The organism is Agarivorans sp. JK6 (genome assembly GCF_045277145.1).
GTDB lineage: Bacteria > Pseudomonadota > Gammaproteobacteria > Enterobacterales > Celerinatantimonadaceae > Agarivorans > Agarivorans albus.
Map to the genome: position 1 here is coordinate 1,921,790 of NZ_CP113525.1, position 17,177 is coordinate 1,938,966.

Genomic DNA, 17,177 nt, shown 5'->3' on the forward strand with positions numbered 1-17,177 from the left:
TTTAGGGAACATTATGAGCATTAGTTTTTTAGCTAAACATCCAGTGCCATGTAGTCTATTTTTGTTGGGGATTTTGGTACTGGGCCACGGCGCTTATATTCAAGCAAAGGCATATTTGGCGCAGTTTCTTATTGCTCAAGCTTGGCAGCAAACCTTAGATGACCAACAAATACATAAACCTTGGCACTGGGCCGATACCTATCCAGTTGCAAAACTTAGCTTTGTAACCAAACAAGAAAGTATTGGTTTTAAGCATCAGGTTGAATCGGTTTATGTATTAGCTGGCGCTTCGGGCAGAACCTTGGCTTTTGGTCCTGGTTTAGTATTAAGCGGAGCTCCTATTGGCGAAGTAGGTAATACTGTTATTGCTGGGCACCGTGATACCCATTTTGCTAACTTAGCAGCAGTAAACAAAGGTGATTTATTACAAGTAGAAGCCAAGAACGGTGAAATACTGCTTTACCAAGTGGTGAATACACAAATTGCTCATCAAAGTGATACCCAGTTTATGGCGCCCAGTGATGATAACCGCTTAACCCTGATCACCTGTTATCCCTTCAACCAACTGAGTGGCGGAGCAGAGCAGCGCTATATTGTTGAAGCGCTGCATGTGAATAAACCTGCGGCTATATAAGCCAACAATGACGACTAATGCCGCTGACTGTGTTGTTCGCGGTATTGCTCGGGCGTTCTGCCTGTCCATGCGGCAAAGGCGCGATAAAAAGATGTTGCTTCATGAAACCCGAGCAAGAAGGATACTTCGGAACTTGAAATGACCGTTCGACTTAAATAAAACTCGGCTAACTCTTGCCTTGTTTGATTTAACACCCCTTGGTAATTAACCTGTTCGGCACTGAGTTTTCGTTGTAGGGTACGTTTACTCATTGCTAACTCGCTGGCAACGTTTTCTATTGATACCTGACCACTGGGAATGAGCTCCAGCAGGGCACTTTTAACCCTTTGTTCGGTAGCTACATTGCTTTCTATCTGAGATAAGCGTTTTTTTAGTTCAGGCTCAAAGATGTTCCACATACCATTGTTTTCGGTGAGAAATGCTTGCTCTGTATCACTGGTGCGAAAAGCTAAACTGAGCGTTTCTCCAGAGCTCACTGCAACACCAAAATATGCTTGGTATTGTTGGCCGGCGGTAATGCCTTTAGGGCAAGTAACGGTTAGAGGCTGAATATGTTTTCTTGTTGCGGTACGGAGTAGTTGAGTAAAAAACACCGCTTCCATTAATACTAAACTTCGACACAGACTTTGTTGTTTATCTAAGGGCTGTAAGCTTAAGCGAGTAAGCTCTTGGTCGGTTTTTATTTCAAGCTTTAACGGCGCGATTAGCGGTTTAAACTGCTGCAGGCGCATTAAGGCTACTTTAAAGTTGGGGCTGCATAAGCTGGCAAAGATAGGCGGATCAAAGGCTTCAACACAAAAACTATCAGCAAAACATAGCGCTATGTCCCTGTCGCCAACCAGTTGGTCCAAACTATTCCAAAACCGAAAGTATTCGCTACTGGTAAGCATTGCGCCTTCTCGAGTGAATAAATCTGCAGGCAGTTTAGCAATTCGAAGTAGTTCACTGGGTGAAATACCAAAGTCGGCGAGCATTACTTGCCAACCTTGGTGAAGCGGAAATTTTGAAGCAGGTTTCATTGTTTCTCCATAATGGAAGGCTTAGTTAAATTTACTAAGCCTAAGCATTTATCTTATGCGGTCTTTTCCATTGCTTGGCGAGATAGCTTTAATACTAATTTACGTGGCAATAAGGGAATAATCCAGTTGAGCATAAAATGTAAGCTAGCCTCGTTAATTACTAATAGTTGACCCTTTTCCATGGCTTGATAGCCACATTTTGCTACTGATTCAGCACTCGCTGCATTTTTCCAAGCATCTACGCCTTGTAGGTTGCCTGCTTCAACAAAACCAGTGTTTACTGTTCCGGGACACAGCACAGTAACGGTAACGTTTGTATCTGAAACTTCTTCTGCAAGTGCTTGAGAAAATGAGGTGACATACGCTTTACTGGCGTAATACACCGCTTGTAAAGGCCCCGGTAACATTGATGCTGTTGAAGAAACGTTAAGAATTTTGCCTCTGTTTCTTGCTACCATGCCTTGTAAGTAAAGATGGCTAAGCTCGGTTAAGGTCACCATGTTTAGTTGCATCATTGCTTGTTCGGCAGCGAGGTCGCGCTCGTGAAACTTACCATGACCACCAAAACCTGCGTTATTGATTAACATATCGACCTGAATACCTAAACTTTCGGTGTGCTCGAACAATGTTTTGGCTGCATCAGTCTTGGCTAGGTCTTGGGCAATAACTGTCACTGATACTTTATATTGATTCTCAAGCTCTACTTTTAGTGTTTCTAGGCTTTGTTTACTTCTCGCTACAAGAACTAAATCGCCGCCTTTTGCGGCATGTAAGTAAGCAAATTGTTTGCCTATGCCACCTGAAGCACCAGTGATTAAAGCGACGTTATTTGTTTGCAAAGTCATGTTGTGTTCCTAGCTGCTGTAGTTATTTTATGTAGCCAGTTTATTAGCAGAAAAGGACAAAATCTTTTCCGATGGTGACACTTTACTAGCCATTCGTGCCAAAACACAAAAAACAAAATGCTTAATGCGAAAAAGACCGCTAGTGCGGCCTTTAGTTGTTAATCAGCGATAAGCTTTTAGCTAAGTACTAGGGTGTTGGGGAAGAACTGCGTCCAAATACCGTAGTGAACACCGTTATGAGTAGCCACTTGTTTACCTTCACTATTAAGCAGCTTTACAATTTCGCCATCGGTTTCTATTTGTAAGGTTTCTCCGCCAAACTCAAAAGTAAAGCCATTGTTATTTCTAGCAAAGTCTGGGTCGATGGCAATTTGCTCGCTGCCATTGTCATAACCAAATACTTCTAGTTTTGGATTTAAGCGAGTATCGTCCAAGTTCAAGGTATCAAAGATGAAATCTGGGTTTTCAATGTTACGTTGGTTCTTAAGTGGTTGTTCAAATAAACCCAACAACACTTCGTCAATTAAGCGTTCCATTCCATAAATGTAGACCTGAGCATCTGGGTACAAGGCTTTGGCAGTTTCCCACTCCATTTGGGTATTAGGAAGCACAGATGTTTGGTGCTCGGTAAACTCAGACTGCATGGTGATTTGCTGAATAGCGGTACCATTATTGATGTCTTTAAATACAAGGTTGTTATGTACTTGGCCTAATACCTGTAGGTTTGACTCACCCAAGCCATAATCAGTTTCCACCACCATTGGCAGGTTTGATAAACCGCAGTAGGTAACAGCATACTCGGTGCCATCTTGTTCAAAGCCAGCCACGTGCGGTACTTGTAAGTGATAGCGTGGGAAGATATAACTTTGCTTACCCAGCTCAACAACGTATACCCGTGAGTCTTCTTCAGGAATCAGTTTGTCAGCTTGCTCTACCGAGTAGTATTGCGCGGAAAACTGCTCTGTTGGAAAAGCCGTTGGCATGGCATAAGATTGCGCCCAAAAGGTAACGGCGACTCCTGCAGTAGACAGCACCATCCACATCGGCTTCCAATATTTTCCTTTGCTGTTTGCCAACCATAAAATGCCTAGTGCAATGGCTTGCGCAGCCCAAAAGTAAGGCATATAGCGGAAATAGTGTAAAACCCAATCTCTGGGTACACCAATGGTTTGGCCTGGCTCGGTCATTAACACTGCACAAAAAATAGCAATTAGTGCCAATGTTAATGCATACAAATTAAAGAGTATTTTCATTATTCCTCCCCTGTGAGCAAATTGCTGTTAGCGCTTAGGTCTGCTTCAACAATAACGCTGCACTTTTGCTCTCGCTCACTTCACTTAATGAGTGGCAGTTAACTGCCGTATCGATTCAAAACTTGGTTAAAGTTTTACATAGCGATGAGTTGGGAGTAATGCCTGTTAATGGGAAGCATTGTTGCAAATAGTGAACGAATAGAAACTTAAGCTAACTATTTATAGAGGCTGTGGCTAAGTGTTGGTTGTTGGCCACTAATGAATGATGCCTTGGCCATAGAAGGGTAGATAAAAATCTTGTGCCATTATAATTAAATAAGTTAAAAGTAGGCAGCTGTTGAAACGCTTAGGCGAATCGTATTACCTTTAAGCAACCAACAGTCAGTTATCCGGTAATGTATAAGGAACTATATTGTCGCGCCTGTCCCCGCAGCTTAATCGCATAAAAAGCTTGCTTGCTTTTATTCATCAGAATATTGAGCAAAGCATGAGTGTGCATGATTTAGCCGCGCAAAGCTGTTGGTCGCGCTGGCAGCTGCAACGTATTTTTCAGGAACTCACCAATAAAAACTTAGCCAAGTATGTGCGTGAACAAAAGTTGAGCCGAGCGGCAGAGCAATTACTTGATGGAAAAATGCGAGTAACCGACATCGCACTGCAATATGGCTTTAACTCTGAAGTAAGCTTTAGCCGCGCCTTTAAACAGCATTTTGGGCTCGCTCCCGGCGCGTATAAACGCCGCGGTGACCGCCAAGGCATTAGTGCTCCAATGGTGCTAATGGATAACCCGCGTAGCCAAACTCAACGAATGATAGAGGTTCGCATAGAGAGCCGGCCTGCATTTAAGGTCTACGGTGTGGCGGGGCAAATAGATAATTTGTATACCCCCCAAGCAGATTTTAAGCTAAAAGTTCCTTCTTTATGGCGCAGTTTCCATCAGCTGTATCCGATGCAAAGTGAAGGATTAACTGGAGTGGTGGACACCCTAAATATTCACGCTAGCGGTAAACTTAATTACTTAGCGGGTAGCCAGCAATTAAGCGAAGCCTCTGAACAGCTACAGTGCTGGAACGTGCCACAACAACTGTATGCCATTGTTAGCCACACCGGGCTTATTCAAGACTTGGCTGCCACCATCGATTGGTTTATTCATCAATGGTTGCCAGAATCTGAATACCAAGGGGTAGATGGCTACGAGCTAGAATGTTATCCCGAGAACTACCAACCGCAGTCGCCAAGCGCGACGATGGAATACTTCCTACCTATTCAAAAATGATGATTTAAGTCAATCTCGCTGTAAATAATGCAAAAAATCTTGTTATTTGCACCAAATTGTTAAGTTTTTAAAATGTGATCTGTATAGAATTATAAATGAGAATCATTATCAGTAGCATTTAACTTTGCGTTAACAAGAGATAACAAACGGATCATGTTTAATACTAAAATCACTCCCATTGCGATGCTGGTGGCCTCTGTATTGAGTGCACCAGCTTTGGCTGAAGAAGCCGCCATTAGCGAAAAACAAGCAGACGAAAAGCTAACAGTACTAGGAAAAACTTACCGTAATACGGCAACTAAAACAGCACTGTTGCCAGAAGAAACACCGCAGTCAATTTCAACCATTGATCGCGAAACCTTAGATTTACGCGGAGTAAACTCGGTTTCAGAGGCACTACGCTACACCCCTGGCGTGCACACTCAATTGCGCGGTGGGGCAGTTAATCGCCTAGATCTATTCAATATTCGTGGTTTTACTAACTATCAAAACTACTACGATGGTTTACAGCTGCAATACAATGCTTGGAATCTACAACCACAAATTGACGCCTTTGCGGTAGAACAGGTAGAAGTATTTAAAGGACCAACTTCGGTGCTTTACGGCGCAATGCCGCCAGGTGGTATGGTTAACCTTATTGCTAAGCGCCCAACTATGGAGCGTGCTACCGATGTAAGCGTAGCATCAGGTAGTCATAACCTACTAGAAGCGACAGTTGATTCGCGCGGTCAAATAGGTGACAGCAATGTTGCTTACCGTTTCTTAGGTAAAGCAACTAAACAAGATGGAATGGCCGATACTTCTCAGCAAGAGCGTTACCTTATCGCTCCGTCGATTGATTGGCATGTGAGCGATAAAACGCTGGTTAACCTAAATGCTTATTATCAAAACGATCCTCATGCGGGTATTTACACCACCATGCCAGCTTATGGCACGGTGTTAGACAATCCGAACGGTAAGCTATCGAAAAACTTATTCACCGGTGACGAAAACTGGAACAAGTTTGAACGCGAGTTTGGCTTGTATGGCTTTAAAATTAACCATGAGTTCAACAGTAATTGGACCCTGTTGCACGCTACCCGTTACTTAGATGCAAAAGCACTGCAGCACAATACTTACAATGTAGGCCTAGAGCCAACTGATGGGCGAACCGTATACCGCCGCGCATACCTAACGGATGAAAGCTCTAAAGGTTGGACTACCGATACGCAACTAAACGGTAACTTCACCACGGGTATGGTTGAGCATAGCTTATTGATTGGCTTTGATTGGCAGCAGTTAAAGTCTGAGGTGACATACTACGATGGAGCAACAACATCCATTGATATTTATGCGCCAGACAATAATCAACTAAACCCGAATGAAGTTTACGATTACATCAAAGGTAATCCAGACGGTTATAACCAAGTTAACAGTTACAAAACCACTCAAACTGGTGTGTATATTCAAGACCAAATGCGTATCGACCGCCTAATTGTTATGGCTGGTGCTCGCTTTGACCAATACAAAAGTGACAGTGTTTACCACCTAGCTGGTGACTACACCGACAGTGTGGATCAAAACAACACCTCTTACCGTTTAGGTGGCTTGTACGAGTTTGATAATGGTATTTCGCCATACATTAACTACGCCGACAGCTTTGAGCCAACGCCGGGAACAGACAAAGACGGTAATGCCTTTGAGCCTTCAACTGGCAGCCAATGGGAAGGTGGTATTAAGTACAACTCAGCAGATATGAGCCAAATGCTTAACTTAGCAGCATTCCATATCACTAAAGAAGGTGCCTTAACTCAAGACCCAGATGGTGCTCCGCATCATCAGATTCAGGTTGGTGAATCGGTATCGAAAGGTTTTGAAGCGGAAGGTCGCTGGTGGGCAACGCCTAATCTGGATCTTACCGCAAGTTATACCTATCAAAATGTTGAGATCACTAAAGATAACTCAGGCTTAGAAGGTAAAACGCCGGTATGGGTTCCTGATCAATTAGCCAACTTATGGGCAAACTATCACTTCTTTGGTGGCAGCTTAGATGGCTTAACCTTAGGTGGTGGTGTGCGCTACATTGGCGAAACTCAAATTGATGCAGCCAATAGTAGCACGGTAGACGGCTACACAGTGGCAGACGTTTCAGTTAACTATGGCCTTGGCCGCTTAGGCAGCGGGTTAGAGAGATCTGCGGTATCGTTAGCAGTAACCAACTTGTTTGATAAAGAGTCTTACAGTTGTTACGACACCTTAAATTGTTGGGCAAATGACGAGCGCCGTGTGGTTGCTCGACTAAAAATGGGCTTCTAAATAAGGGTTACGGAGCTAGCAAATTATTGCTAGCTCCGAGTAGTAATGACGGTAAATAGCGATAAACACTATAACCAAATGCTGCAACAATTTGCTGTTGCAGCTTTTGAGTTTCTGAGTCCTGTAGATTCGGCCGAACAATGGGTGCGTGAAGGCTCTGTAGATAGCATGGGTGAACTGTATCAGTTTTGGCAGTTACAGCATCCAGAAGCGGGCAAAATCTACTGGCAAAGTCGCAGTTGGAGCATGTTGGCTTGGCAACCTATCAGCCTTGCTTTGATTGCTTGTTACCAAGTGCAAGCCAGCCCCGATTTATCTCGTTTAAGTCAGCGTTATCATTTAGGCAATGTATTTGGTTATCGTTTTGAAGCTAACGAGTTAGCGCTTTGGCAGCAATTTGAGTCTGCTGCTTTACTACGTAAATCAATTGCACAATCTCTACGTGTTTTGCTGGATCAGCTGCTAAAAGATTTTAGCCAAGTGGCTCGGATCAGCCCTAGTACCGCTTATCGAAATATCGCCGACGGGGTATTAGATATGATGTTACGTGGAGTAAAAGCTAGCCAGCAAGTGATTAAGCCCGAACTTGTCGAGCATGAATTTCAACATTGGTTGCAAGATTTAGCACTGCCTCTTGAACCCCGAGCAACATTATTTGAAGACCCACAAGGTAGCCTGCAAGTTGCGAGGGTGAGTTGTTGTATGGACTATAAAAAACAGCAGGGGAGTTATTGTGTTGGCTGCCCATGCGAGCCGAAATAAAAGGCAGAACAATAAAGATGTATCAATTAAGCAAGATAAACGTTGAGCGTGATAATAGAAGCATATTGTCTATTGATGAACTAAGCATAGATCCCACTGCTTTTACCGTAGTGCTTGGGCATAATGGCTCTGGTAAATCTACCTTGGTCAATCTGTTAACCCAGCAGTTTTCGCCAGATAGCGGTGAGATAAGCCTTAACAACAAAACCTTAGCTAGCTATAAAGCGCGCGAGTTAGCGCAATTGGTGGCTTATCTTCCTCAGCAACTACCGCAAGTTGCAGGTATGACAGTACATGAGCTGTGCAAGCTGGGGCGTTTTCCATGGCGTGGAAGTTTTGGCCGCTGGCAGCCTCAAGATTATCAGGCGATTGAGCAGGCCATTGTTCAAACTGATTTAGTTGAATATCGGGACAGTTTTGTCGATGAGCTAAGTGGCGGCGAGCGCCAGCGTGCATTTATTGCGATGTTATTGGCGCAGCAGTCGCCATTGTTGGTACTTGATGAGCCGACTTCAGCCTTAGACATTAGCCATCAATACCAGCTTATGGAGTTGCTTCAATCGCTCAACAAACAAACTCAAAAGGGCATGGTGGTAATTATTCACGAACTTAATTTGGCTTTGCGCTACGCCACCAATGTTATTGCCTTAAAACACGGCAAAGTGGTGTTTTCTGGCCCTAAAAGTTTGTTGGAGAATGAAGCGACGTTATCCGATTTATTTGCCAGCAATATTAAGTTGCTTGAGCACCCTCAAGATCACACCAAGGTGGCAACAGTATGTTTGTAGCACTCACTCGCATTAGTTTAATTTTTTGCTTATTTACGGCTGCTGCTAAGGCAGACATCATGGTTGAAGATAGCCTCGGAACCCATAAATTGAGTGCGCACCCGCAAAGAGTTGCCGCACTTAACTGGGATGTTGCCGAGCAAGTGCTGGAGTTGGGCGTTACACCTATTGCTATGTCTGACATTGGCGGCTATCAAGAATGGGTAGTACAACCCGAGGTACCGCAAGGGGTGGTGGATATTGGCACACGCACCGAGCCAAATCTGTCGTTACTGGCTGAACTAAAGCCCGACGTTATTCTTATTGCTTCTCCACAAAAAGACCTTATGGCGCGTTTATCGGCCATTGCACCAGTACTGTTCTATCAAAACTACAGCGCTAAACACAAAAACGCTGAAGCGGTGGTAGAGAACTACCTTCGAATCGCTCAGTTACTGAATAAAACAGAGTTTGCCCAGCAACGCTTGGCAGATACTCAACAAGAATTAGATTCACTCTCCCAGCAGCTGCTTAAGGCTTATGGTGGAGAGCTGCCAGAAGTTGCTGCTATTCGTTTTGCCAGCACCAGCTCTGTTTATCTTTATGATGAAAACTCTATTCCAGTGCATGCTCTCAATCGTTTAGGTATTCGCTCTGCCATGCCAGAGCGAGGCAGCCAATGGGGCGTGGCCAAAAAACGCATTACCGAACTTGCCCAAGTAGAGCAGGGCATGGTGTTGTATTTTGAACCTTTTGCGCATCATCAAGCCTTAGATAATTCTAGGCTATGGCAAGCAATGCCTTTTGTGAAACATCAACGAGTAAGCAGTGTTGCTGCAACTTGGAGTTATGGCGGCGCTATGTCGGTGTTGTACAACGCACGAGCCTTAACTAAAAGCTTACTGGAACTATCACCTCAATGATTAAAGCGTATTCCATCTCGCTTGGCGCGCTGCTGCTTGGTTTGGTATTAAGCCTAGTGTTTGGTAGCGATTTAGCGTTTCAGCGGCAATGGCAATTGATTGGCGGTGTCGAGCCTGAACAATTTATAGATTTTGCTTACCTTTACTCACTGTTGCCACGTATGACCATGGCCTTAATGGTTGGGGCAAGTTTAGGCTTAGTGGGCAGCTTAATGCAGCAGCTCACTCAAAACCCTCTGTTGTCTCCGCTAACAATGGGAACCTCTTCAGGGGCTTGGCTAGCCTTGGTGATGCTTAACTTATGGGTGCCGCTTGATATTGCAGATTTAAGTGCGGCGGCCGCGATGATTGGTGCAATGTTCGCCATGTTTTTGGTCATCGCCATTGTCGGTATACGCAACCTTAGTGGCTTGCCAGTCGTGCTGGCCGGTATGGCGGTAAACATTGTTTTAGGAGCGGTGGCCACCGCAATCATTTTGCTGAATGAGCAATTTGCTAGCAACTTGTTTATTTGGGGGGCTGGCGATTTAGAGCAAAATGATTGGTTTTGGCCGCTTTGGTTGGCACCTCGTTTGTTGCCAGCAATTTTGATTTTTCTATTAGCCCCGCGGGTCCTGAGTTTACTTAAACTTGGCCAGCAAGGCGCAGCGGCACGTGGTTTAAATGTAGTGCCAATGTTTTTGCTGCTATCGGTAGTGGGTGTGTGGTTAGTGGCGGCCAGTATTACTGCTGTAGGGGTGATTAGTTTTGTTGGGTTAATTAGTCCTAATATCGCGCGGCGCGTAGGCGCAAGAACAACCACTAATGAACTATGGTTGAGCTGCATTATTGGTGCATTGCTATTAGTATTCACCGATTTATTAGCCAATGCCTTAAGTGAGCAAATTGGTGATGTTGTGCATAGTGGTATTGCAGCAGCACTGGTTGGTGCGCCAATACTTATAGTGCTATGCCAGCGGCAGTTACGCGCGCAAGATCAGCTTTCTTTAAGCTTACCTCAATCAAGATTGCGTTGGCGTAATCGTTATTATGGCTTAGCTGCTTTTATTATTGCTTTAATTGCTTTGCTTTCTTTACTGGGACAGCATAATGCAGGAAGTTGGAGCTTAGCGATCCCAGATGCATTCAACTGGTTATTACGCTGGCCTCGCTGGTTAACTGCAGTATCGGCTGGTGCAGCGCTCGCGGTGGCTGGGTGTGTATTACAACGTTTAATTTTTAACCCTCTAGCTAGCCCGGACATTTTAGGGGTTTCTGCTGGGGCCACCATGAGCTTGGTAGGTTTAACCGTTATCACTGGTGCCAGCATTTTTAGCGCATCTCCCTGGGTGGCTATATTAGGCAGTACCATTGTATTAGCCCTATTGTTTTTGTTTAGTACTTATCGGCAGTTTTCTCCGGCCAAACTGGTTCTGTGTGGTATTGCGTTAGCGGCATTGATTGAAGGTTTAGTGCACTTTGCGTTAGCCAGCGGCCAGCAAGAGATATACGAAATTTTGGCTTGGTTGGCAGGTTCTACCTATCGGGTTAGCCCAGAAGCCGCATTACGCTTAGCTGCAGTATGTTTTGTGGTAATTTTAGGTTTGTATGTGTTACACCCTTGGCTAAGTTTGATTTCAGCTGGTCGCTCGTTTGCACAAGCAAGAGGCCTAGCTGTGCCCAAAGCTTATGTGTTGATGTTACTGGGAGTAGCCTTACTGTGTGCCATGGTAACTGCTACCATGGGGCCGGTAGCATTTGTGGGTTTGCTAGCGCCACATGTTGCGGTAATGCTAGGGGCGCGTTTAGCTAAACAACAGATTATTGTGTCTGCCTTGGTAGGGGCTTTATTGTTGTCTTTTGCAGATTTGATAAGCCAATGGATTTTTTATCCTAGCCAAGTGGCTGCTGGAACCTTGGTATCAATTATTGGTGGTATTTATTTTATCGCCTTATTGGTGCGTGGTCAGCGACAGGCCAGAGCTTAATCAATGAAAATGAGAATTAATTACGCTACACTCGGCGCGTATTACTATTGCTGCCAGCGCTTAATCAGTGCTGGTTCTATTAAACGATTGGAAGTATTCATGTTTAGTTATCTACTTCGAGTCAAATGGTTGTTGTTAACAGCCAGTTTGATGACAAGCATTTCCTTTGGCTCGCAAGCCGAGCAGTTAGATCAAGCACGCAAGATTGAAGGCGAGATTGTTGACCAAGCAAAACACAGTCAACAACGTATCGACCAATCAAGTGATCAGGCTTTGGCCTTAGCGTCAGAGATTCAAGCGCTTGAGCGAGAAGTGAGCCAACTAAAGGTATACAAAAATCACCTTAGTCGCTTAGTTGAAAGCCAGCAAAGTGAGCAGCATAGTATACAAGAACAACTCAATGAAATTGGTTCAACTCGCTTGGGAGTAGTGCCACTTATGTATCAAATGCTCGAAGGGCTAGCCCAATTACACGAGCAAGATTTACCGATCCGCAGTGAGGTTCGCCAGCAGCGCCTAGCAAAGTTAAATACGCTTATGAGCCAAGCGGATGTTAGCGACTCAGAAAAGTATCGTCGGATATTAGAAGCCTATCAAATTGAATTGGATTATGGCTTGAAATTAGGCAGCTACGAAGCGCAAATTGAGCTCGATGGCCTGCGACAAGTAGAGCTGTTAAATCTAGGCAGAGTGAGCTTGGTCGCGCGTAGTTTAGATCATCAACAGTATTGGGCATGGCATCAAAATAGCCAGCAATGGCAAGTTATCGAAAGTAAGCAACATAGCAATGTAGGCTTAGCCTTTGATGTAGCGAATAAAGTCGCAGCACCGAGTTTATTAGTGCTGCCACTGGCGCTAAGTGCGGAGGCTAATCAATGAAACCATTTGTATTGATAACACTGCTCGCTTTAAGTAACAGCGCCGCTTTGGCAGAAGAAACTTTACTAAGCACCACGCAACAAGCTAAGCAGCAAGAGTTACAGCATAACCAAGCAAGAGAGCAAGGTTTTGAGCAAGATTTAGCGCAGCTTAAAGCGCGCCAGCAAGCTTTATTGGCCGAGCGTGATGCCTTACAAAAGGATACAGATAGTTTAAGTGATAGTTTCACTGACAATGAAAAAACCTTAGCAGAATTAGAAACCGAGCTACATTTAGCGTCGGGTAGTTTAGGTGAGTTATTTGGTGTAGTGAGGCAAGCCGCTAAAGAGCTCAAACTAGAGTTACAAACTAGCGCTTTGGTGGCAAATCAGCCAGAAGTGATACTCACCTTAGATCAAATAGAGCAAGCGCGCGCGCTACCTTCAATGGTTGAACTAGAAGGTTTGTGGCAAGCATTTGATCGCACCATTCAAGCTAGTGGCCGTATCGAACACCTGCAATTGCCTTATTTTGACAACCAAGGGAAGTTACAGCAGCAAAGTTTTTGGCGTTTAGGCGGCTTTGGTTTGGTTAACGAACAAGGTTATGCCCGCTGGGATGGTAAGCAAGCTAAGTCGTTTAATGTGCAGCCTGAACTTGCGCCTACGGCCACAGAGTTACAGCAAACGTCGGGAAGATTTGTAAGCATGGATCCAAGCCATGGAGGTTTGTTGCAACAATTGGCCGAGCAACCTACTTTAGCTCAGCGTTTTGCCCACGGTGGTGTAGTAGGTAAAGTTATCGCACTGTTATTTGCATTAGGAATGCTGATTGCCTTATATCGAGGTATTCGTTTACTCATCATTCGCAGTCAAATTCAGGCTCAGCTAAAACAACCCGCTAATCCAAAAGATAATCCTTTAGGCCGAATATTACAGGCTTACAAAGCCGACCAAGACCAAGCTGTAGAAGCAATAGAGTTGCGTTTACTTGAGCAAATTGTAGATGAACAGCAGCATTTAGAGCGTGGCTTAAGCATGATTAAATTGCTTGCAGCGCTAGCACCAATGTTGGGTTTATTGGGGACGGTAACTGGAATGATTGAAACGTTCCAAGTGATTACTCAGTTTGGTAATGCCGATCCTAAAGTAATGGCAAGTGGCATCTCGATGGCCTTGGTGACGACCGTTCTTGGGCTTATTTCTGCTATGCCTTTGTTGTTCTCGCACAATGTATTGCATGCACAAGCAGAGGCTATTCGCAACATACTCGAGAAACAAAGTTTGGGATTGGTTGCACAGCGGGCAGAGGCAAACCATAGCTTAAAGGCTGTAAGTAACAATGCTGCTTGAGCTAATTAACCAGCTACCTGACTGGGCCAATATTAACGAGTTTATGCTGCGTGGCGGGCCGGTACTTTGGGCCTTAGTAGCCGTGGTGGCTGGTTTTTGGTTACTTAGCTTAGAGCGTTTGCTGTTTATAGTGTGGGATTTTCCTCGCTTGCAAAATGTCTGGAAGTCCCGCTGGGATGCCCGTGAAGAGCAGCATTCTTGGCTGGCCTTGTGGCAGCGTAACGCTTGGTTGAGCGAAGCAGAAAACGCTTTGAAAAGAAATTTTAATCTCTTGAAGTTGTTGGTGGCACTTTGCCCAATGTTAGGTTTACTGGGCACGGTTACTGGGATGATCGTGGTATTTGATACCATGGCTAGCCAAGGAAATGCCGATCCGCGGTTGATGGCGGCAGGCATTGCTAGAGCAACGCTACCTACCATGGCTGGCATGGTTGCAGCCCTTACCAGTATGTTTATCTATTCACGTTTATCGCGGTTAAGCCAGCGTAAACAGCTACATTTAGAAAAGCTTTTAAGGAGTCGTCGATGAGGTTAGGTCATCGCAGGCAACAGCACGAAGAAGCGCAAGTCGACCTTACGTCGATGCTGGATATTGTATTCATTATGTTGATTTTCTTCATTGTGACTAGCTCATTTGTTAGAGAGTCGGGCATGGAAGTGCAAAGGCCGCAGGCGAGTAATGCGGTTGCTCAAGCTAACGCTGGAATTTTTGTAGCAGTGGATGCGCAAAACCGGATCTTTATCGATCAACGCATGATTGACGTAGAGCGAGTTCAAGCTAATTTGGAGCATTTACTGTTAGAACAACCTAGCGCCAAGCTGGTTATTCAGGCCGATAAACATGCCTATAATGGCACAGTAGTAAAAGTGATGGATGGCGCTAAAGCTGCCGGTATTCAAGACATCGCTTTGGCCACCGAGGCGCCATAATGCTGCGTTTGTTGTTAATCAGCCCCTTAGCGGTGTTGTTAGCTATTAGTCTGTTTGTAGCGATGAACTCTATGGTGCATTTTCAACGCAGTTTGCCGGAAGATAATTCATCGAAGCCGAATTTGTTTATTCAGCTGCAACAGCCTGAAAGCATTGCCCAGCGTAGACAGCGCCGCTTACCTGAGCCGCCAGAACCGATGCCGGAAGCGCCAAGTTCAAGCGCTACCAGTGCACCTGAGCAAGCGTCTAGTAACGACCAACAACTTAATACTTTAGCGATGCCAAGCATTAACTTTGAAAGTAATGTTAGTGCGCTAAGCTTATCAGCACCCAATTTACCTATGGTTGCCAACGTTCAACAGCAAGACATTTTGCCATTGCATCGGATAGAGCCTAAATATCCAGAGCGAGCTAAACGACGTAATATTGAAGGCTATGTGAAGTTCAGTATCACTATCAATGAGGCTGGGCGAGTAACAGATATTAAGGTCTTAGATGCCAAACCCAAAGGTGTGTTTGAACGCGAAGCATACAAAGCGCTGTCTCGATGGAAGTACCAGCCACAAATGGTAAATGGTAAAGCCACAAAAATTACAGATCATACTGTTATTATTGATTTTGAGGTTCCAGCTGCAGATGATTAGGATCTTATTGGCTACTTTAATGTATTTCGGGCTAAGTTCTGGGCCACTGTTTGCTCAAGAATTAAGTCGGAATACAGCAGAACGGGTGCAACGAGTATTTCAATTACAACAAGATGGCGAACTCGCTAAAGCCATTTCTCAGTTAGAACAACTCAAGCCCAGCGCTAAATATGACCAAGCTTACATAGCTCGAATGTTGGGAATTTATTATTGGCAAGACGAGCAGGTAGCGTTAACTAAAGCAAAACTGGCAGAGGCTGTGAACTTGCAAGCGTTTCCCCCACAACAGGCTTGGGAAACGCGAAACATGCTGGCCGAAATACTACTTAGTGAGCAACAGATTGATGAGGCATTAAGCCATTTTGAGATATTGCTGACTCAAGTTCAGCAGCCGGAATTAGAGCTTAATATTAGTCCTTCACAAAAGCTTAATTTACGCGCTAATTTGGCTTACGCTAATTATCAACAACAAAACTGGCAAGCGGTGTTAGATCATTTAGCCGCGCTGGAACAGCTGCAAGCGTTAGATAAAAACAATCTAAGTATGCGTTTTATCGCTCAAGTGCAGCTAAAGCAGTTAAAAGCGGCGATCGTCACCAATCAAGCTTTACTGGTGTTAGAGCCAGAAACGCTGCGTTGGTGGCAACAACTAAGTGCTTTGTACAGCCAAACCCAGCAACATCAAAAAGCCTTAGCTACCTTAGTTTCTGCTGAGCGTTCGGGATTAGCCTTGGGAGAGAGCTTGTTACGCCATAAAGCCCAGTTATATGCGTATTTAAGAGTGCCAGAAAAAGCAGCTTTGAGTTATGCCCAATTGGCTGATGCCGATTCTGATGCGGCATTATTACTTCGCCAAGCACAACTTTGGCAGCAAGCAAGAGAATGGCAAAAGTCAGCGAAGTATTGGCAACTGCTTGCTGAGTATAAGCCTGAGTACAATCTGCAGTATGCTCAGGTGTTGTTATTGAGCAATCAATATACTCAAGCTATTGAGGCTTTAAAATTAGCTGATCCGCAAGAACAACAAGCTAAATCGCAGCTATTGTTGGCCGAGATTTACTTAGAGACAAAAGATTACTCACTGGCTTATGCCGCTGCTCAACGTGCGCATATCCTTGAACAAAGCTCGCAAAGCGAGCGCTGGTTAAACTATTTAGAAGCCTTAGTTGCTGATACAAAAGCTTAAGCAAACCAAGCTAATCGGAAAGAAAGGCCAAGGGCAACAAAGCCAACACTGAGCAAAGTAACTGCGATGATATGCAAGGCCATATCCCACAAGTTATTGCTGGATAGTTTAGGTAAAACGCGTAACTTGGCGTCTAAGGCTAAACCAAAGGTTAAAGCCAACAATATTAGTTTACCGGCGATGCCGTGGCTTATAGGGTTACTCATGCTAAACCAAAGGCTCACATCGGGGAGCCAATGATAAGCCAGCAAAAGCCCGGTAATCACTTGAATTATTAACGCTGGCATTCCCACCTTTTCAAAAGCTTGCTCAAAATCTAGTAGCATTTCCGGTGATTTGGCTCTTAAAACTTTGGGTAATATCACCAAGCAAAGCACGATATGTCCGCCGGTCCAAATAGTTGCTGCGATGAGGTGGGCGAGTAGCAAAAGGCTGTATGTCATTAGGTTTCCTTACCTTGGGTAGT

The 17,177-nt window shown here is 44.6% G+C and carries 17 protein-coding genes; 13 read left to right on the top strand and 4 right to left on the bottom strand.

Translation table 11 applies throughout. The annotated features are described in order from the left end of the window. Positions 1-13: 13 nt before the first annotated feature. Complete coding sequence (locus OV592_RS09105; protein WP_152781027.1) at positions 14-634, top strand: class GN sortase; 621 nt, start codon at positions 14-16, stop codon at positions 632-634. Between the two features lie 14 nt (positions 635-648). Here the strand turns inward: OV592_RS09105 and OV592_RS09110 are convergent, their stop codons facing one another. The 3 genes from OV592_RS09110 to OV592_RS09120 all read right to left on the bottom strand — a co-directional run bounded on the left by OV592_RS09110 (position 649) and on the right by OV592_RS09120 (position 3,751). Then, on the bottom strand, positions 649-1,653 hold the full coding sequence (locus OV592_RS09110) for an AraC family transcriptional regulator ligand-binding domain-containing protein (protein ID WP_406611159.1): 1,005 nt from the start codon (positions 1,651-1,653) through the stop codon (positions 649-651). A 53-nt stretch (positions 1,654-1,706) separates the two neighbouring features. Beyond that, the gene (locus tag OV592_RS09115) at positions 1,707-2,498 is read right to left on the bottom strand and encodes an SDR family NAD(P)-dependent oxidoreductase (protein ID WP_406611160.1); all 792 of its coding nucleotides are present in this window, start codon (positions 2,496-2,498) and stop codon (positions 1,707-1,709) included. A gap of 176 nt (positions 2,499-2,674) precedes the next feature. Then, positions 2,675-3,751, bottom strand: coding sequence for a DUF3179 domain-containing (seleno)protein (locus OV592_RS09120; RefSeq protein ID WP_406611161.1), 1,077 nt, complete (start codon positions 3,749-3,751; stop codon positions 2,675-2,677). 412 nt (positions 3,752-4,163) lie between these two features. Between OV592_RS09120 and OV592_RS09125 the strand changes: the two genes are divergently transcribed. From OV592_RS09125 to OV592_RS09180, 12 genes are all read left to right on the top strand, one after another. Beyond that, entirely contained in the window at positions 4,164-5,027 is an 864-nt protein-coding gene (locus OV592_RS09125; RefSeq protein ID WP_406611162.1) for an AraC family transcriptional regulator, read from the top strand. A 153-nt stretch (positions 5,028-5,180) separates the two neighbouring features. Beyond that, entirely contained in the window at positions 5,181-7,322 is a 2,142-nt protein-coding gene (locus tag OV592_RS09130) for a TonB-dependent siderophore receptor (RefSeq protein WP_406611163.1), read from the top strand. A gap of 45 nt (positions 7,323-7,367) precedes the next feature. Beyond that, complete coding sequence (locus tag OV592_RS09135; RefSeq protein ID WP_406611164.1) at positions 7,368-8,084, top strand: siderophore ferric iron reductase; 717 nt, start codon at positions 7,368-7,370, stop codon at positions 8,082-8,084. A 17-nt stretch (positions 8,085-8,101) separates the two neighbouring features. Next, entirely contained in the window at positions 8,102-8,872 is a 771-nt protein-coding gene (locus OV592_RS09140; RefSeq protein ID WP_016402590.1) for an ABC transporter ATP-binding protein, read from the top strand. After that, entirely contained in the window at positions 8,863-9,774 is a 912-nt protein-coding gene (locus OV592_RS09145) for an iron-siderophore ABC transporter substrate-binding protein (RefSeq protein WP_406611165.1), read from the top strand. The genes OV592_RS09140 and OV592_RS09145 overlap by 10 nt, the downstream gene beginning before the upstream one ends. After that, on the top strand, positions 9,771-11,741 hold the full coding sequence (gene fhuB, locus OV592_RS09150) for a Fe(3+)-hydroxamate ABC transporter permease FhuB (protein WP_406611166.1): 1,971 nt from the start codon (positions 9,771-9,773) through the stop codon (positions 11,739-11,741). Before OV592_RS09145 ends, fhuB begins: the two co-directional genes overlap by 4 nt. A gap of 99 nt (positions 11,742-11,840) precedes the next feature. Further along, complete coding sequence (locus tag OV592_RS09155; RefSeq protein ID WP_406611167.1) at positions 11,841-12,620, top strand: DUF3450 domain-containing protein; 780 nt, start codon at positions 11,841-11,843, stop codon at positions 12,618-12,620. Beyond that, positions 12,617-13,951 (top strand): MotA/TolQ/ExbB proton channel family protein, encoded by a 1,335-nt coding sequence (locus tag OV592_RS09160; RefSeq protein WP_406611168.1) that lies wholly within the window; start codon positions 12,617-12,619, stop codon positions 13,949-13,951. The genes OV592_RS09155 and OV592_RS09160 overlap by 4 nt, the downstream gene beginning before the upstream one ends. Then, positions 13,941-14,480, top strand: a complete 540-nt coding sequence (locus OV592_RS09165) for a MotA/TolQ/ExbB proton channel family protein (protein WP_152781006.1) — start codon at positions 13,941-13,943, stop codon at positions 14,478-14,480. Before OV592_RS09160 ends, OV592_RS09165 begins: the two co-directional genes overlap by 11 nt. Next, positions 14,477-14,881: a biopolymer transporter ExbD gene (locus OV592_RS09170; protein ID WP_220721177.1), complete on the top strand. Its 405-nt coding sequence runs from the start codon at positions 14,477-14,479 to the stop codon at positions 14,879-14,881. Before OV592_RS09165 ends, OV592_RS09170 begins: the two co-directional genes overlap by 4 nt. After that, on the top strand, positions 14,881-15,525 hold the full coding sequence (locus OV592_RS09175) for an energy transducer TonB (RefSeq protein WP_406611169.1): 645 nt from the start codon (positions 14,881-14,883) through the stop codon (positions 15,523-15,525). Before OV592_RS09170 ends, OV592_RS09175 begins: the two co-directional genes overlap by 1 nt. After that, entirely contained in the window at positions 15,518-16,711 is a 1,194-nt protein-coding gene (locus tag OV592_RS09180) for a hypothetical protein (protein ID WP_406611170.1), read from the top strand. The genes OV592_RS09175 and OV592_RS09180 overlap by 8 nt, the downstream gene beginning before the upstream one ends. Here the strand turns inward: OV592_RS09180 and OV592_RS09185 are convergent. Beyond that, positions 16,708-17,154 (bottom strand): copper resistance protein CopD, encoded by a 447-nt coding sequence (locus tag OV592_RS09185; protein ID WP_406611171.1) that lies wholly within the window; start codon positions 17,152-17,154, stop codon positions 16,708-16,710. The genes OV592_RS09180 and OV592_RS09185 overlap by 4 nt on opposite strands. Positions 17,155-17,177 lie beyond the last annotated feature (23 nt).

Coding starts and splice junctions, on each gene's coding strand:
- OV592_RS09130 (WP_406611163.1), top strand. CDS start 5,181: ATGTTTAATACTAAAATCACTCCCATTGCGATGCTGGTGGCCTCTGTA.
- OV592_RS09115 (WP_406611160.1), bottom strand. CDS start 2,498: ATGACTTTGCAAACAAATAACGTCGCTTTAATCACTGGTGCTTCAGGT.
- OV592_RS09170 (WP_220721177.1), top strand. CDS start 14,477: ATGAGGTTAGGTCATCGCAGGCAACAGCACGAAGAAGCGCAAGTCGAC.
- OV592_RS09105 (WP_152781027.1), top strand. CDS start 14: ATGAGCATTAGTTTTTTAGCTAAACATCCAGTGCCATGTAGTCTATTT.
- OV592_RS09135 (WP_406611164.1), top strand. CDS start 7,368: ATGACGGTAAATAGCGATAAACACTATAACCAAATGCTGCAACAATTT.
- OV592_RS09120 (WP_406611161.1), bottom strand. CDS start 3,751: ATGAAAATACTCTTTAATTTGTATGCATTAACATTGGCACTAATTGCT.
- OV592_RS09140 (WP_016402590.1), top strand. CDS start 8,102: ATGTATCAATTAAGCAAGATAAACGTTGAGCGTGATAATAGAAGCATA.
- OV592_RS09145 (WP_406611165.1), top strand. CDS start 8,863: ATGTTTGTAGCACTCACTCGCATTAGTTTAATTTTTTGCTTATTTACG.
- OV592_RS09185 (WP_406611171.1), bottom strand. CDS start 17,154: ATGACATACAGCCTTTTGCTACTCGCCCACCTCATCGCAGCAACTATT.
- OV592_RS09180 (WP_406611170.1), top strand. CDS start 15,518: ATGATTAGGATCTTATTGGCTACTTTAATGTATTTCGGGCTAAGTTCT.
- OV592_RS09110 (WP_406611159.1), bottom strand. CDS start 1,653: ATGAAACCTGCTTCAAAATTTCCGCTTCACCAAGGTTGGCAAGTAATG.
- OV592_RS09165 (WP_152781006.1), top strand. CDS start 13,941: ATGCTGCTTGAGCTAATTAACCAGCTACCTGACTGGGCCAATATTAAC.
- OV592_RS09175 (WP_406611169.1), top strand. CDS start 14,881: ATGCTGCGTTTGTTGTTAATCAGCCCCTTAGCGGTGTTGTTAGCTATT.
- OV592_RS09160 (WP_406611168.1), top strand. CDS start 12,617: ATGAAACCATTTGTATTGATAACACTGCTCGCTTTAAGTAACAGCGCC.
- OV592_RS09155 (WP_406611167.1), top strand. CDS start 11,841: ATGTTTAGTTATCTACTTCGAGTCAAATGGTTGTTGTTAACAGCCAGT.
- fhuB (WP_406611166.1), top strand. CDS start 9,771: ATGATTAAAGCGTATTCCATCTCGCTTGGCGCGCTGCTGCTTGGTTTG.